10 protein-coding genes and 3 pseudogenes are annotated in these 16,841 nt (G+C 34.4%); 3 read left to right on the forward strand and 10 right to left on the reverse strand.

Annotation, left to right across the window (positions count from 1 at the left end):
• Positions 1-310: 310 nt before the first annotated feature.
• From COB47_RS10375 to COB47_RS10400, 7 genes and pseudogenes are all read right to left on the reverse strand, one after another.
• Entirely contained in the window at positions 311-3,364 is a 3,054-nt protein-coding gene (locus tag COB47_RS10375) for an S-layer homology domain-containing protein (protein WP_013291322.1), read from the reverse strand.
• 160 nt (positions 3,365-3,524) lie between these two features.
• Positions 3,525-5,666 carry a methyl-accepting chemotaxis protein gene (locus COB47_RS10380; protein WP_013291323.1) on the reverse strand — a complete coding sequence of 714 codons (2,142 nt, stop codon included), beginning with the start codon at positions 5,664-5,666 and terminating at the stop codon, positions 3,525-3,527.
• A 261-nt stretch (positions 5,667-5,927) separates the two neighbouring features.
• A pseudogene (locus COB47_RS12030) lies at positions 5,928-6,080 on the reverse strand (sodium ion-translocating decarboxylase subunit beta); the annotation flags it as partial.
• Positions 6,056-6,673 (reverse strand): annotated as a pseudogene (locus COB47_RS10385) (oxaloacetate decarboxylase subunit alpha); the annotation flags it as partial. The pseudogenes COB47_RS12030 and COB47_RS10385, both read right to left, overlap by 25 nt.
• 327 nt (positions 6,674-7,000) lie before the next feature.
• A complete protein-coding gene (locus tag COB47_RS10390; RefSeq protein ID WP_013291325.1) occupies positions 7,001-7,978 on the reverse strand; it encodes an Rpn family recombination-promoting nuclease/putative transposase in 978 nt (325 codons plus the stop codon).
• A gap of 142 nt (positions 7,979-8,120) precedes the next feature.
• Positions 8,121-9,656, reverse strand: coding sequence for a methyl-accepting chemotaxis protein (locus tag COB47_RS10395; protein WP_013291326.1), 1,536 nt, complete (start codon positions 9,654-9,656; stop codon positions 8,121-8,123).
• Between the two features lie 142 nt (positions 9,657-9,798).
• Positions 9,799-10,764, reverse strand: coding sequence for an Rpn family recombination-promoting nuclease/putative transposase (locus tag COB47_RS10400; RefSeq protein ID WP_013291327.1), 966 nt, complete (start codon positions 10,762-10,764; stop codon positions 9,799-9,801).
• A gap of 253 nt (positions 10,765-11,017) precedes the next feature.
• Between COB47_RS10400 and COB47_RS12680 the strand changes: the two genes are divergently transcribed.
• Genes COB47_RS12680 through COB47_RS10410 form a run of 3 tightly spaced genes read left to right on the forward strand, consistent with a single transcriptional unit; the run spans position 11,018 to position 12,070 of the window.
• Positions 11,018-11,275, forward strand: a complete 258-nt coding sequence (locus COB47_RS12680; protein WP_237698902.1) for a nucleotidyl transferase AbiEii/AbiGii toxin family protein — start codon at positions 11,018-11,020, stop codon at positions 11,273-11,275.
• Positions 11,241-11,738, forward strand: coding sequence for a nucleotidyl transferase AbiEii/AbiGii toxin family protein (locus tag COB47_RS10405; protein WP_237698903.1), 498 nt, complete (start codon positions 11,241-11,243; stop codon positions 11,736-11,738). The genes COB47_RS12680 and COB47_RS10405 overlap by 35 nt, the downstream gene beginning before the upstream one ends.
• Positions 11,735-12,070 (forward strand): DUF6922 domain-containing protein, encoded by a 336-nt coding sequence (locus COB47_RS10410; RefSeq protein WP_013291328.1) that lies wholly within the window; start codon positions 11,735-11,737, stop codon positions 12,068-12,070. Before COB47_RS10405 ends, COB47_RS10410 begins: the two co-directional genes overlap by 4 nt.
• Before the next feature lie 229 nt (positions 12,071-12,299).
• On the opposite strand, the pseudogene COB47_RS10415 reads toward COB47_RS10410, so the two are convergent.
• The 3 genes and pseudogenes from COB47_RS10415 to COB47_RS10425 form a co-directional block, all read right to left on the reverse strand.
• Positions 12,300-13,524 (reverse strand): annotated as a pseudogene (locus COB47_RS10415) (IS256-like element ISCob1 family transposase).
• 271 nt (positions 13,525-13,795) lie between these two features.
• Positions 13,796-15,889 (reverse strand): methyl-accepting chemotaxis protein, encoded by a 2,094-nt coding sequence (locus COB47_RS10420; protein WP_013291329.1) that lies wholly within the window; start codon positions 15,887-15,889, stop codon positions 13,796-13,798.
• Positions 15,890-15,981: 92 nt separating this feature from the next.
• Positions 15,982-16,833 carry a carbohydrate ABC transporter permease gene (locus tag COB47_RS10425; protein WP_013291330.1) on the reverse strand — a complete coding sequence of 284 codons (852 nt, stop codon included), beginning with the start codon at positions 16,831-16,833 and terminating at the stop codon, positions 15,982-15,984.
• Positions 16,834-16,841: the final 8 nt, after the last annotated feature.

Here is a 16,841-nt window from a genome sequence, read left to right on the forward strand (position 1 = left end):
TGTTTTTTATTCCTAAAAACAATCTTAATTATAGCAGGCATTCAGAATAAGTGCTATATTTTTTTACTATCTACCCACCCCAATATTTATTATAGAGCCTAAATTTTTATAAACAAATTTTAATGAAATGTGAAAATTGTGAAATGCGTGAAAATAAAAAAGGTGGGCTAAATACTCACCTCACTCTTCGTTATATAACTAACTATTAAAATACAGTATTCAGAACAGCAACCCCAATACATGAATAAAAACCTCAAAATAAAGAAGGGTAGGCATATATTGCCTACCCTTCTTTATTCCAATTTGCCTATTACCAACTTCCTGTTACACTTGTCTGAGCAAGTTCATTCGGTGTTGATGCACTGTCTTTTACGCGATTGTTTGCATTATAGTCTGGTATATAATCAACTTTAATTGATTTATACCTGTGGTCAACATTGCTAAATACAAACTTTATCTTAGTATGATCTGATTTATCAATTCCATCTGGTGCAGTTAATGTTCCACCAATATAAACCTTGAACTGTGCTTTGATTACATCATCACTTAGTGACCCGACGTTAACATCCTCACTGAAATTAACTGTTACATATGTTGTATTTGTTACACTGTCATATGTCGCTTTAACTGAGGAAATACTTGGAGCTATACCATCCACAACTGTATATGACGGTAGCGCAATTCCAATTGAATCTCCAAATAAATCCTTCGTTATAGTTGTATTGCTCTTAAGTGAGAGTGTTAATGGATATTTAACGTTATTAACAGTATATGTTGCATCAGCATTTATCGAAGTACCGAGAGTTAGTGTAAGTTTCTCATTTGTTGCATCCCAATCAGAGCCAATAGCGCTTATTGTCGCTGGACCAGCTGAAATTACAAAGTCGCCCGGATATCTTGTATACTCATTAATTATTCCGTCTAAATATACCTCAATTTTGTCAGTTGCTACAGCTTTTGCACCAGTAACTTTTACTTGTTGTGCAACCATAAATTCATTATTGGCTTTTGCAATTGTCAATTTATTCCCAGCTGTATCTGCAACATTTACTATTTGTAGATAAGCTACTTTGCCCCATACAGATGCATTTGCTGAATCATATGGTATTGTGAGTTTTACAATCTTATTACCTGCCATAAGCGATACGGATGCTCCACTAAACTCTTTCAATGTAAGCGTGCTATCGAGGTATTTATAATTTGTAAGTGTTGTTGCACTTGTAGCATCAAGTGTCTTATTAAACACAATATATACATATGTCTTCTTATTAGATGGATCTTCTTTGTAAACTATCGCTTGAACAGATGGAGCACTTGTATCAGCCAATGTAGCAGATACTGTTACAGGTAAGCTTGCATTTTTAAGCGGTGTATTGTCTTGAACACCACTTACTTCCACAGTTACATTACCTGCTGGTAAATCAGATGCAAGTGTAACCTTTAAAGTATTATAAATATAATTACCATTGCTGTCTCTATCCCAGTCAATAGCGGATACTACTTTTTGATTACCATCTTTATCTTTGACAACAATAGTACCACTAATTCTTACATCTTCACTAAATGTTATTTTTATTGTCTTGCTATCTGCTACTACAACAGATTTAACAGTTGGTCTTTCATTGTCAACCGTTGGTACTACATATTTTGTAATATTTGCACTTTGACCGTTATAGTCAGTTACAGTTACCGTTACATTAGTACCTGAAATTGGTATGCACTTTGTTAAGTCATCATTGTTAGAATAAATTATTACATTTTCACCATCTACATCAACTTTTACAATCTCACCGTTAGAAAGTGACACAGATGCATTTGCAATGGGCTTGTTGAATGTCAAGGTAACTTTGCTCAATGTTGCTGTTGCAGCTTTTAATTCGATTGGTGAAGTATCAGCTTTTACTTCAAACGACCATGTAGGATTAATAACGCCATATCCAGCTACATCTGTAACACCATTTATAGTAATTGAATGATTAGCTACTGAAAGCGCTGAATAAAGATTGAGTATTAATACATTTGGATCTATTGACTTATCTTCTGCAAAACTCTTAGCTTCTTTTACTAAATAACTTCCATCAATTGTATACTTTGCAACATCTGTATAATTGTTAATTGGCTCATTAAATTCAACCTTAATCTTTTGCGGTGTTAAAGCAAAAACAGACTTTATAGATGGAGCCACAGAATCTACCACTGGTCCCACAGTTTGTGTATAATCAGTTGTTAATCCAACATCTTTCTTTATAGTCACAGAAACTTTATCTTGGTTAGCCAAATTATCACTCAAAATTAATGTTGCAACTTTTTTATCGCTGCTCAATCTCACTGCTCCAACAGTTTTTGTACTATCGCCTACTTTAACAATATAGTTTGCAACATTAGTTCCAACATCTTCTTTTACATCTCTATTGAATGTCACAACAACTTGCTTCAAGTTTGGCACTTCAACTTTTGCAACTTGAAGCTGTACTGGTACTGCTACAAAAGTTTTGCCTGTATCATTACCCTTGTAATACAGTTTATAAGTAGCACCTTCTGTTTGCGCTGCTGTCTTTAATACAAGCTTTCCTGCACCAAAGTCAGATGCCTGAGAATCAATCAATGTTACAGCAACTGTCTTTGTTTCATCAGATGCATCTTTAATCTCAAAATCAAGAGGAATTACATCCCCATCTTCAAGTGTTGCAGGCTCATTGTTGAGGTATGCATCAACATAAACCTCAATTGTGTCATTTGCAACTGCTTTAACATCCTTAACAACTATTGTCTTCTCAGGTGGGAAGAATGCATTTGCAAATGCAACTGCTGCTTGACCTCTGATTACAACATCTCCAATTCCAACTTCATCTTCAATCCCATTGAAGAATCCAAGTTCAAGAGCTTTTCTTACATAGTTGAGAGGCCATTTTCCTGCTGCTGGGCTCTCACCTTTTGCAGCAACAAGCATTTTACAGAGCTCTTCAAATTTGACTTTTCTGTCTGGCTTGAATGTTCCATCCGGATAACCATTTACAATACCGAGGTCTTTACCTGCCTCAACATATGCAAATGCCCAATGTGTGTTTGGAACATCGCTGAAGGATTGCTCAGCATATACATAGTCTTTTACAACATCTTCTTGACCTGTTGCTCTGATGATCATTGCCAAAATCTCTGCTCTTGTAAGTTCCTTATCGAGCATCAGGTCGCCTTGCTCATTACCTTTTAAAATACCTTTGTCTTGGAGAATCTTTGCTGCCTGGTCATACACAGAACTTGTCTGTTCTGTTGTAGTTTCGTCCTGTGCAAACGCAGGCGCAATTATTGAGAGAGCAAAAAGCAATACTGTTACGATAGCGATGAGTCTTTTAAATCTTTTCATAACTACTCACCAAACCTCCTTGTATGATTTTTTAGTGATGAGACTATTACCTTTTATATAGCCTCATCACTTACAGCTAAAATTTTATCAAGCGGTCTTTTAATAGTCAATAGCTTTCCCTCATCTGTAACCAAACTGTAAAATTAGTGAAACAATTTTATTACACTTTGAAAACCTGCATAGCATCTTTCAAATCCTGTGCAAGTTTGTTAAGGCTTTCTGCCATGGCACGAAGTTCTTCAATTGCAGCAAGCTGCTCCTGGGTTGATGCAGAAACCTCTTCTGAAGATGCAGCAGTCTCTTCAGAAATTGCTGAGATATTTTCAACACTTTTGATTATTACATCCTTTTCTTTATCTATAGCCTGAATAGATTCGTTAATGTTATCAATTCCTTCTATAACATTACTCATTGCCTCTTTTATGCTAACAAAAGCCTGAGCAACATCTTTTACTGCAATATTTTGCTTTTCAATAACATCTTCTACTTTATCAGCAACATCCTGAGCAGCTTTAGTCTGGTTCACAATTCTTTTAATCATCTCTTCAACTTCTCTTGTTGACTCTTTTGACTGATCAGCAAGCTTTCTAATTTCGCTTGCAACAACTGCAAACCCTCTTCCTGCCTCTCCTGCTTTTGCAGCCTCAATTGATGCATTGAGAGCTAAAAGTTTTGTCTGCTCTGAAATACTTGATAGTACCTGAATAATCTTGCCAATAGATCTTGAATACTCTGCAAGCTGGTTGATTGTGTTTATCATTGTACTTGTTATATTAACCGTATCCTGCGATACATTGTTCAATACCTCCACAACACTTTCACCCTTCTCAGAAAGTTCAGATACATCTTTAGTTAGTTTTTCCATTTTACTTGATGATTCAACAATAGTTTCTATTTTATCACCGAAACGTGAAACAACCTCAACAACGCTTGTCGCTTCTTTTGCCTGGTTGGATGCACCTTCTGCAATCTCAGAAATTGCCTTTGCAACTTCATTAGATGCTGCAGCAGTTTCCCCTGCCACTGTTGAAAGGGTTGAAATTGCGGATGTTACTTCGCTGCTAAGATTTACACCTTTCTCGATAAGCTGTTTGATATTTTTAGTCATGTTATTAAAACTGTGAGCCATCAAACCGATTTCGTCATCTCGTTTTATATCAAGACTTACTGTCAAATCACCTTTTTCTGCAACCTCAAATGCCTTTGTTATCTTCTCTATATCTTTCACAATTCTAAGAGCAAAAAAGATTCCAACTACAAGAGCAATCAATGTAAATATTATAGTAAGTATGATTGATAATACCTCCAGCTTCCTTGCACTTGAAATAAGCTTTGTAAGTGGTATCATACCAACAACAGCCCATGGAGTATCTGGTATAAGTGAATACGTTATAAGGTATGGCTGCTTAGAATATATAGTTTCAATTGCTCCAGAAACCTTTTCAGCTTTTATATTGGAGATAACTTCTCTTACAAACTCAGTGTTAATATTTGGAATATCCTTGAAGTTATTTTCCCATTCTGTTGGAAGCACTATTTTCCCCTGAGTTGATACAGCAAGCATAAACCCACCTTGCTGTGATATTTGGGTATCCTGAAGTTGATCTCTGAGCCAACTCTTGCTTACATCTAAAAGCATTACACCAAGCGTCTCATTTGTTGAAATATCTTTGAATGGAAGTCCTATACAAAAAGCATATTCCGGTATATTCGCATTATTCTTCTGCGCTATCTCATCAAATTCCTTATCATGGGCTTCTATTAAAGTAGGACCACCCGCATCAATAATTTTTTTATACCACCATGTATTCTTTATTTTTGAATAATCAATATCAAAAACCAAAGAAAGATTAAATAACGATTTTTCTTTATTTATCAATATGTATATACCCGCAATCATGTTATTTGAAATTAAAATATTCTGCAATGCTTTCTGAGCATCTGTTTGTAATGTAATTTTTTCATAATCTTCTAAAGCAGCCTGTTTGCTTTCAGAATAATACCTTTGAATAAGTTCGTTTGACATGAGCTGAGTTGCATTATTTTGAGCAGTTTTTATTGCAAGCTGAAAATACCTTGCAGTAGAATCTGTTGCAGCAAGATATGACTTTTTGCTCTCACTGATAACTGAATTTACAGACATAGTAATTGACAAAATATCAATTATGACTATTGGAACAATAACTATGCATGCTATAAGCAGTGCAAATCTTTTTGCAAGTTTACCACTCTTCAAAAAAGATAAAAATAGTTCTTTGAAGTCTCTCTTGTTTTTTGACTGGGTTTTTCGTTCTTTTTTCACAAGATCTCCCACCCTTTTTTATTTTGTATGTTAATTTTGATTATATCTTATTTTACCTGACAATACAATAATAAGTCACTTTTTATATACTGTTAGACAAAAAATTAGTCGGAATTTACTAAAAGTTGTATAATAAAAGTATTTCAAAAATCATCTTAAATTTTTGCAGTTGTTTAACCTAATTTTATATTAACAAACAAAAGCCCTGTAAAAGGTCCTTCCCTCCTACAGGGCTTTATAGATATATTTATTTAAAGACTACTACCTGAACAAAGTCAACAGCACACCTGCTGCAACAGCAGAACCAATAACTCCTGCAACGTTTGGTCCCATTACATGCATCAAAAGAAAGTTTGAAGGATTTTCTTTTTGACCCACAACCTGTGAAACGCGTGCTGCCAAAGGAAAACTGGCACCTTTACATTTTCTTTTAAAGCCTTTACAAGCTCGTACGCCTCTTTTGGGCTCATAATACCTGCCATGTCTTTTATACAGATGGAATGAACACCCACACTCTCAAGTTCTCTACCAATCTTCACATACATCTCAAGGTTATGGATGGGGCTTATGGTATAAACAATTGTGCCCTGGGCATGGCCGCCTGCTTTGATTGTCTCATCAACCGCAACTTCGATGTTTCGAAGGTCATTCAGCGCATCAAATATCCTTATTATATCCATTCCATTTTCGATAGATTTTCGAACAAACATCCTTACAACATCATCTGGATAGTGTCTGTAACCCAAAAGGTTTTGACCACGAAGAAGCATCTGAAGTTTTGTATTTTTCACCTTTGACTTTATTTTTCTCAAGCGCTCCCATGGATCTTCGCCAAGATACCTCAGACACGAGTCAAATGTTGCACCGCCCCAACACTCAATCGAATAATACCCCGCCTCATCAATCTTTTCTAAAATACCTTCAAAATCTTGGTAAGACATCCTTGTTGCAATCAGTGATTGCTGAGCATCTCTTAAAACTGTCTCTGTAAAACAAATCTTTTTCATTTTTCTTCAGCTCCTTTTACCACCTGCATTAAGTCTGTCTGTATGGTGAATTTTTTAACAAAAAACACATGGAAATAATTTTAATAGTTTTATTTTAATTTTCTACATCAAACTTAACAAACTTGTTTGTTAACATTTCACATAGAAAGCTTAATATCAGCACCTATTACAACCAAAAGCTTATCTTAAGGTATCATATACAGCCATGGAAATTTACAAAAATTAAAGGCGTTTTGAAGCTTTCGCCCCAAAACGCCTTTGTTTTGGAGAATGTTTGAATTTGTTGCTTTTATTATAACACAGATATTTGAAAATTGCAAAGCAAAATTAAGAATATTTCGTATACCCTTCTCTTATCTTCTTTATCCTCTCAATCTCAACTCCAGTTGCTTCAGCTATAAAATTATCATCAAAACCTTTTTGAATAAGCCTTCTCACAATTTCCTCTTCTTTCCGCTGTATACCTTTCTGTATGCCTTCCTGTATGCCTTCCTCATAGCCCTTTTCTTTGCCTTTTTCTTCTGCCTCTTTGTAATACTCCTGTATCAGCTGCTGAACATTGAATATAAACTCACCCACATCTTCCACCCCCTCAGCTTCTACCTTCTCTAACAGTTCATCTATCCTGCTTTTCATCTCCTCTCTCACCTGCGGCTTTACTATCCTGAGCAGCCATGAACAAAACACTTTTAACTGCACCTGTGGTAACTTACAAACATATTCTGACACTTCTCTAAGCTTTACAATAAACTCCTCTGCATTTCTTCTTGACTTTTCTAAATACAGAATAATACTTAAAAGGTCTAACCTGCTTTTTAGCCTCTCATCATCAAGCCTGTTTACATCAACCAGAATATAGTTAAACATGTCATCCTTGAATATATCAAAGCCTTTAAATATCTGGGTCGGTATATTCCAGCTGCTTCTTCCATTGTACAGCACTATAGGAATAATCGGTGGAAACAACTCGTCTGCCTTCTCTTCCATGTGTCTTTTCCACACCAAGCTCATATACTCAAACAATCTTCTCGGCATACTTTTGTCTGCTGTGGATTGTGGTTCTATTAACACATAAAAGTATATGTCCGTATCTTCTAATCTTGCTCTATATATGACATCTGCTTCTTTTTCTACAAACTCGTCCTTAATAAAACTCCTGTCAACAAACTCTAAACTCTCAGCATCTATTCTATTTACCCATTCTCTATTTATATTGCTCCTCAAAAAGTTTAAAAATACTTCCTTGAACTGAAATAATCTTTTGAATGTCAAATCATACTGGTTATGCGGTACTTTCTGTTCCATCTACTTCATCCTTATAAATAATTTCTTTCTATCTATAGTTTTTCTTCTGTTTAAAATTATACCATAAAGAAAAAGAGCATACAAGCAACATCTTGCCACTTACATGATTAGTGTAAACCTTAAAAACCTATTTGCTAACATCTCACATTGAGAGCTTTATATCAGCACCTATCACTCCCAAAAGTTTGCCAAAGCCGTCATATACAGGCAGAGAAACTGTGATGCAGTAGTTTTTTGTAATAGCTGAGATGTAAGCTGAAGATACATATGTGTGACCTGCCATTGCCTTTGTGAACCACTCTCTGACTTTTGCGTTTTCTATGCCCTCTGGCGGATTTGAGTAGATGAACGTTCCATCAGGGTTGTTTGTCCACAGAGCCTCAAATATATTAGAAAACTTTTGAAGACTCTGGTCTATAACCTCTTTGTGATGCTGCTCTTTCTGCCAGCTTAAAACAAGTTGCGGAATCACCTCATTTTCCATGGTCTCAATAGCCTCTGCAACACGCTGCTGGTTTACCTCTATCTCTACTCTCTTTGTGATCTTTGCTGAAATGTCATTTCTGACAGATTCAAACTCCCTGCACATGTCAACAAGCCTGTTCATAAGCCGCATAAGCCTTGCTGCAGTTTTTTGGCTCACCTCAACAGAGCTCAAAATTCTGCTGGTGCTCCTATCGACAGCGATGTAGTCATTTTCAAGTCTTGATACATAGTGCTTAAGGTCATTCACAATAAAGTACTGGACCGAAAGCTTTTCTGATGCCTGGGAAATCTTCTTGTTTATGTAGTCAACAAGCTGTGAAACCTGATTTAGTTTCTGGAAAGTAGTTTTGCCATACTCTACTTGTGCTGATATTATGTCCTTGCTCTTCTCGCTGAGACTTGAAATTCCATCAACTATGCCAGAAATCTCAATGATAAAGTCTCCAATCTCGTCTGCAGTTGATTTTGTATCATTTGAAAGCCTTCGGATTTGGTCAGCAATAACATGAAAGCCTGTTTTGAAATTCTCGCCAAGCACACTTTCAAGCTTTGCAGATTCAATAGAAGCGTTCAGTGCAAGGATGTTTATCTGCTCTGAAATTTTCACAATTGTGTCAAGAAAATCTTCTACTTTTTTGAAAACAGCCTTGAGCTTTGTTATTTGGTCTGCCATCTTCTGGGTGTGTGCCGTATTTTCTAAAACCATATTTTCCAAATCACTTGAAACCTCTGCAAGCAGCTTTTGAATGTCTTCTTGAATGTTCTGGTTCTTTTCTTTGAAATGAGCCATGAATTCTTCAAGGCTTGAGATATTTGCATAGGCACTTTCAATGTGCTCAAGCACAAGCTTCAAGGCTACCAGAAGCCCTGATATAGAATCTTGAATGTCCTTGCTGTTTGAAAGCACAAGATTGGATTGCTGCTGGTTCTTTTCTGCACTCGTTTCGATGTCATAAGCAACTGATAAAATCTTGTTGTATGCAAGATCAATTTCTTTAAATATATCACTTAGAAAATCCTGAAAAGATGTTACCCAGTCTTTCACAGGTGTCAAAAAGAGCTTTTCAAATGCGTTGAGGTTGTTCTTGCCCTGCAAAATAGAAAGTGTCTTGTCAACAAAAATTTTTAAAATCAGAATGGAAAATACAGTCGGTAGCACAAGCGCAGCCAAGATAGTCAATACAACCTGCATCTTGCAAAACCCCCCTGAAAAAAGTTTTACAAAAAAATTAAAGGCGCTTTGAAGCTTTCGCCCCAAAACGCCTTTGTTTTGGAGAATGTTTGAATTTGTTGCTTTTATTATAACACAGATATTTGAAAATTGCAAAGCAAAATTAAGAATATTTCGTATACCCTTCTCTTATCTTCTTTATCCTCTCAATCTCAACTCCAGTTGCTTCAGCTATAAAATTATCATCAAAACCTTTTTGAATAAGCCTTCTCACAATTTCCTCTTCTTTCCGCTGTATACCTTCCTGTATACCTTCCTCATAGCCCTTTTCTTTGCCTTTTTCTTCTGCCTCTTTGTAATACTCCTGTATCAACTGCTGAACATTGAATATAAACTCACCCACATCTTCCACCCCCTCAGCTTCTACCTTCTCTAACAGTTCATCTATCCTGCTTTTCATCTCCTCTCTCACCTGCGGCTTTACTATCCTGAGCAGCCATGAACAAAACACTTTTAACTGCACCTGTGGTAACTTACAAACATATTCTGACACTTCTCTAAGCTTTACAATAAACTCCTCTGCATTTCTTCTTGACTTTTCTAAATACAGAATAATACTTAAAAGGTCTAACCTGCTTTTTAGCCTCTCATCATCAAGCCTGTTTACATCAACCAGAATATAGTTAAACATGTCATCCTTGAATATATCAAAGCCTTTAAATATCTGGGTCGGTATATTCCAGCTGCTTCTTCCATTGTACAGCACTATAGGAATAATCGGTGGAAACAACTCGTCTGCCTTCTCTTCCATGTGTCTTTTCCACACCAAGCTCATATACTCAAACAATCTTCTCGGCATACTTTTGTCTGCTGTGGATTGTGGTTCTATTAACACATAAAAGTATATGTCCGTATCTTCTAATCTTGCTCTATATATGACATCTGCTTCTTTTTCTACAAACTCGTCCTTAATAAAACTCCTGTCAACAAACTCTAAACTCTCAGCATCTATTCTATTTACCCATTCTCTATTTATATTGCTCCTCAAAAAGTTTAAAAATACTTCCTTGAACTGAAATAATCTTTTGAATGTCAAATCATACTGGTTATGCGGTACTTTCTGTTCCATCTACTTCATCCTTATAAATAATTTCTTTCTATCTATAGTTTTTCTTCTGTTTAAAATTATACCATAAAGAAAAAGAGTATACAAGCAACATCTCATTACTACAACTCGAATAGGTGTAAAGATATTTACCACAGCGAAAAAATGTGCGAAAATAGTGAGGAGAAACAAAAGTTAAATTCAAACTGACTAAATTCCTTTCTATGGTTATGTTATAATGGTTAACAGGAGGAAAAAGAAAAAGGAGCCATGTGTAATGATGGATGTTGAAATATTAGACCCAATAGGATATGAAATATGTAGAAATATTGCTAAAAGCAATTTAGCGGAAAAATTCTACCTTGCAGGCGGCACTGCATTAGCATTGCAACTTTGCCATAGAAAGTCATATGATTTGGATTTTTTTCAAAAAGAAGTTAGTGAAAGAATAGAATTTGAATATATTTACAACATCTTAACCAAGTTGTTTCCCAGAAAAGATGAAAGATGTAAATATTATTATAAAGCAAATTGACCAAATGACTTCAACTATATGTGGAGTAAAGATAATTTTAATTGCATATCCCTTCCCTTTGATCGAGCCATTAGTCCAAGGTGATAAAATAGACATTCGTTTAAAAGGAATCAATTTAGCATCTCCTAAAGAAATTGCTTTGATGAAGGCATACACCATTGGTAGACGACCAACATTTAGAGATTATATTGACTTGTATTTTTTGCTCAAAAACGGTATTGTAAATTTAGAATATATTTTAGAAAAAGCACCTCAGAAATTTGTCATAGAGGGAAAGCCAGTTTTTTCTAAAAAATTATTTTTAGAACAGCTTATGTATACAGAAGATTTAATTGATAAAGAAACAGCACTAATCTCTATAATTGGTACAGCACCAAAAGTAGATGAAATAGAAATGTTTTTAACCCGGCAAGCTAAAGCAGCAATTGAAAAATATATGAAGAAAAGAGGTATGCTACTGTGAAACTTCCAGAGGATTTTATAATCTTGTTCAAAAATTACAACTTTGAAATGCTAGATACAGAAAAACACAAAGAATTAATAATAAAGACAGTATTAGCAAAAGGTGATTGGGGACATATTGAAAAACTCTTTACTATTTATAGTTTCAACGAAATAAAAGAAGTATTCTTAAAAGATTTCTATGGAGTCCAAGAACTCCCTATCCCTACAATTTACCTTTGGGGAAGTCTATTTCTCGATGAAAAAGAGTACTGGAAATTTAGAAATATGAGAAGGAAGCTAAACTCAATAGAAAAGTGGAAACAAACAAGAAAAATTCGGGTCTGTAAATAATTTTGTGTATTTAAATTGAACCATCCCTCTTGGTAAGAAATCATTCAAGATAATCCTGTCTACCTTCTATTTTTTAGTATTACCATTTTAAAAATTTTTATGCATAAATTTTTTAAAAGCTGGACAAAATTTGATACTGGGATATATTGCTCTGATTTTTCTGATTCTAATTTAATTTGTTTTAGATTGCTTCCATGGAAGCAATCTAAAAGCGAACTGAAGTTTGTTATTAATTTATATATCCACTTAAACGTTCTGGATACATTATCAAAAGCTGATTTAATATTATATCCCAATTTCTGTACCTCTGTGTCCACTTTCTTACAACATTTTTTGTTGCAAGATAAAGCATCTTCTCTAACGCTGTATCGTTTGAAAATACTGATTTTGTCTTTGTCACTTTTCTAAATTGTCTGTGAACTCCTTCTATGATGTTTGTTGTATAAATTATCTTCCTTATTTCTGGGGGAAACTTAAAAAACGAAGTCAGTGAATCCCAATTGCTTTCCCAACTCCTGAACGCATAAGGATACTGTTTCCCCCATTTTTCTTTTACCTGATAAAAATTTTCCAGTGCTTCTTCTTCATTAGTTGCCTGATATACTTTTTTAAAATCCTTTGAAAATTCTTTTATATGCTTGTATGAAACATATTTGAATGAATTGACTTGACTGATGAATAATACACCTTTGAATATCGCTTTTTGGGAACACTGCTTCTATTGCCTCTTTTAAACCAGTAAGGCCATCAACACAAAACAGTAATACCTCTTCTACTCCTCTTGTTTTCAGGTCATTCAAAACACCCAACCAGAATTTAGAGCTTTCACTTTCTCCAATCCATATCCCTAAAACATCCTTATATCCCTCAATGTTAATTCCTAAAACAACGTAAGCAGCTTTGTTTACAATCCTGCCTTCATCTTTTATCTTGTAATGAATTGCATCCATAAAGATAAACGGATATATCTTTTCTAACGGTCTGTTTTGCCATTCTCTTATCTCTGGTATTATTTTTTCTGTAATTTTGCTTACCATCTCAGCAGATACTTCAATACCATAAATATCTTTAATTTGCTCATGAATGTCTCATGTTGCTATTGCTCAGGAATATAAAGCTATTATTTTATCTTCAATTTCAGAGATATCTCTTTTATATTTGGGAATTATCTTGGGTTCAAATTCGCCTTCTCTGTCTCTTGGTATATCAATTTCCATCTCTCCAAATTTTGTTTTTACAGTCTTCTGAGTATACCCGTTTCGAGAGTTAGTAGTTTGTTTGTTTTTAACATCATATTTTTCATAACCCAGAGTTTCTTCAATCTCTGCTTCTAAAAAGCTTTGAAGTACACTCTTAAACAAGTCTTTTAAGCTTTCGTAAATATCACTTACGCTCTGAATATTATTTTTTCTTATAAACTCTAAGAGCTGCTCTTTTGTTAAAACATTTTCCATAACAAAAAACCTCCTTCTTGGATATTTTTGTTTATATTCTGATTCTTACCAAGAAGGAGGTCTTTATACTTTGCACAAAATTACTTATAGTCTCCCCCAAAACGCCTTTGTTTGGATAATGTCAAATCATACTTGTTCTGCAGTACTTTTTGTTTCTTCTATTTCATCCTTATAAATAATTTCTTCTATGCCAGAAATCTCAATAGATAAAGTCTCCAATTTCGTCTACAGCTAATAATGAACCATGAATTTTTCAAGTATAAAAAATACTCTAATTCTCAGTTATAAAACGTGATGTTGTCATATCAAGCTCAGCTGATAATTTTCTAATTTCATCTATCATATTTTTAAGTTCTTCTATTGAAGCAAGTTGCTGTTCAGTTGCAGCTGATACTTCTTCGGCTGATGCAGCTGTTTGCTCTGTAACTGCTGAAATGCTTTCTACACTACTGAAAATCTTATCCTTTTTGCACTCTATCTCTTCTAATATCGTTAAAGACTTTTTCATATTCTCGTAAAGTTCTGAAATGGTATCACGCATTGATTTAAAAGTAATCTGAACATTTTCAAGTGCATTCTCCTGAAGTTTTATTAAACTTTCAACATCAGCCATAACTTTATCAGAAAACTTTGCTTTTGAAAGAATATTTTTTACAATATCTTCAACATCTTTTGTCGATTCTCTTGACTGTTGAGCAAGTTTTCTGATCTCTGCTGCAACAATAGAAAATCCTTTACCAGTTTCGCCTGCTTTTGCCGCTTCAATTGCAGCATTCAAGGCTAAAAGTTTTGTTTGTTCAGAAATGCTTGAAAGAAGATTCATTATTTTTCCTATTTTCTCAGCCCACCCTATAAGTTCTCTAACATTTACAATCATGTTTTTTGTAGTATCCTGTGACTTTTTTGCAACCTGATACAACGTTTCAATCGCTGAAAATCCCTCGTTAGCCTGAACCAGTACGTTTTCTGAAATTTTATTCATATTCTTAAAATCATTTGCCATATTGCCAATTTCATTTGAAAACTCTGACATTTGCTGAGAAATTGCTGTAGCTTCACCTGCCTGCTGGGATGCACCCTCGGCAATCTCTGAAACTGCTTTGGTAATCTCCTGCGATGCAGCTGCAGTTTCAGCAGCAACTCCTGCAATTACTGATATTGATTTATTAACTCTCTCTGAAAGTTCTTTGATTTTCATAATAAGCTCTTTTAGCTGCTGCACCATGCTGTTAAATCCTTCTGAAAGCATACCTATTTCATCATTGGTGTTAACCTTTGCTGTAATAGTTAAATCTCCTTTTGCTGCTGTGCTCATCGAATCAAGAAGTATTTTTATATTGCTGGTTATCCTGAGCGTTATAACAAGCCCTAAGATAATCCCCAAAATACCAAATACCAAACTTGCTAAGACTATAAAAATCTGTAATTTTGCAATTTTAGAATTAATATCACTGACAGGTACAAGCGAAACATACAAATAACCGCTATCAGGACTTTTTGAATAACTCACAAGCCATTTTCCTGAAAGATTTATCTCAAAATTATCAATCTCTTTTTTATTAGCTTTTTGTAATAAAATGTTACTCAGTATCTTTAAATTTTTCTTCAACTTATCATTTAGGTTGTTTGGAAAAATAATACTTGCATCTGGCGTAACAACAAAAGATGTGCTATTTTTGGTAACTTTTATATTCGAAAGCATTCCATCAAAAATATCTTTTCCAATATCAACAACTATTAGTCCAGCTCTGTTACCACTTGAAGAATCATACAAAACCCTTACAACTGATGTAGCATATTCTCTTATATCAGAACCCACCTCTTTTAAAATATCATTAAAATGCTGGTTATGATCAGAACACCATATAAACCCCTGTTCACTTTCAAATGCTAATTTTGCCCAACTGCTGCTCATAAGATTTTTAAAGTCAAGATTCTCAAAACTCAATGTAGGGTATCCTAATGACGATTCCTTATCAATCAAAATATAAATCCCTGATAAAAACTTGTTTGCAGAAACAATGCTCAACAAAGCTCTTTGAGCATTCTTTTTCCACTCCAATTTTTCATAATCATCTTTACTTGTTCTTTGCACATTCAAATATTTTTGTATAGTCTCATTTGTAGCAAGCTGAAAAGATAAATCTTTTGCACGCTCCAGTATTTGATCAAAGTATTTCCCCGACTGAAAAGTAGAAGTTGAAATACTGTTTTGAAGATTTTGTCTCAGTGTAGATGTAGAAAGTGTTACAGCAAAAATATCTATTGCAAAAACCAAAATCAAAATTACAGAAAATATTAAAAGAGAAATTTTTCCTGGTAATGTTGAAAGTAACTTTCTAAATTTTTTTAAATCTACAGACAACTTTATATCCCTCCTGAATGCTAAACATCATGAAAAACAGAGCCATCTAACAATGGAGATAAAATCCATCTCAGACAGCCCTGATACATAATTTATTCTTTCACAGCACCAGCAGTAAGACCAGATACAATTCTTTGCTGGAACACAAATACCATAATTACAAGTGGAATCATAACAACTATTGCAGCAGCTGAAATTTCATCCCATGGAATTGTGAACCTTCCCTGGAACATTACAATCCCAACAGATACTGTTCTCCAGATATCGTCTGTGTTGATAACAAGTGCAAACAAAAACTCATTCCATGCAGATATAAAAATCAAAATTGCTGCAGTGAATATCCCTGGTGCTATAAGCGGAGTTATAATTTTATAAAAAATCTGAAATGTGTTGCACCCGTCAATCTTTGCTGCTTCATCAATTTCATGAGATACACCTTGATAAAATGTTGTCAGATACCATATTGCAAGTGGCAGTGAAAATGTGGTGTATGGGATTAAAAGCCCAAAAAAGCTGTTTCTAAGTCCAAGGTTTTTCACCATAACATATATAGGCGATACAATTGTTATCTGCGGAAACATAGAAACAGCTAATGATAGACTCAAAACAATATTTTTTATCTTCGGTGAGATATTTGTTTTTGCAATTGCATATGCTGCAAAGCAGGCAATTACAATTGAAATAATTGTTGTTTCAAGTCCTATTACAAAGCTGTTTAAAATATATCTTGCAAAGGGTCTTTCAGTAAACACCATCTTGTAATTGCCAATATGAGGCTTTAGTGTTATGAGTGAGGAAACATTGAATATTTCGCTTTTTGGTCTTATAGAGGTAAGAAACAACCAATAAAATGGAAACAAAATTACAATCAAAGCAAATATAATTATCAAATTCATTACAATTTTTGCTATTTTTTCGCCTGTCAGCTTCTTTTTTTTCTTCATTTTACTTT

Source organism: Caldicellulosiruptor obsidiansis OB47, from assembly GCF_000145215.1.
GTDB lineage: Bacteria > Bacillota > Thermoanaerobacteria > Caldicellulosiruptorales > Caldicellulosiruptoraceae > Caldicellulosiruptor > Caldicellulosiruptor obsidiansis.

Excerpts from the sequence above, each read along its gene's own strand:
- COB47_RS10375 (WP_013291322.1), bottom strand. The coding sequence starts at position 3,364 with ATGAAAAGATTTAAAAGACTCATCGCTATCGTAACAGTATTGCTTTTT.
- COB47_RS10390 (WP_013291325.1), bottom strand. The coding sequence starts at position 7,978 with ATGGAACAGAAAGTACCGCATAACCAGTATGATTTGACATTCAAAAGA.
- COB47_RS10395 (WP_013291326.1), bottom strand. The coding sequence starts at position 9,656 with ATGCAGGTTGTATTGACTATCTTGGCTGCGCTTGTGCTACCGACTGTA.
- COB47_RS10400 (WP_013291327.1), bottom strand. The coding sequence starts at position 10,764 with ATGGAACAGAAAGTACCGCATAACCAGTATGATTTGACATTCAAAAGA.
- COB47_RS12680 (WP_237698902.1), top strand. The coding sequence starts at position 11,018 with ATGATGGATGTTGAAATATTAGACCCAATAGGATATGAAATATGTAGA.
- COB47_RS10405 (WP_237698903.1), top strand. The coding sequence starts at position 11,241 with ATGAAAGATGTAAATATTATTATAAAGCAAATTGACCAAATGACTTCA.
- COB47_RS10425 (WP_013291330.1), bottom strand. The coding sequence starts at position 16,833 with ATGAAGAAAAAAAAGAAGCTGACAGGCGAAAAAATAGCAAAAATTGTA.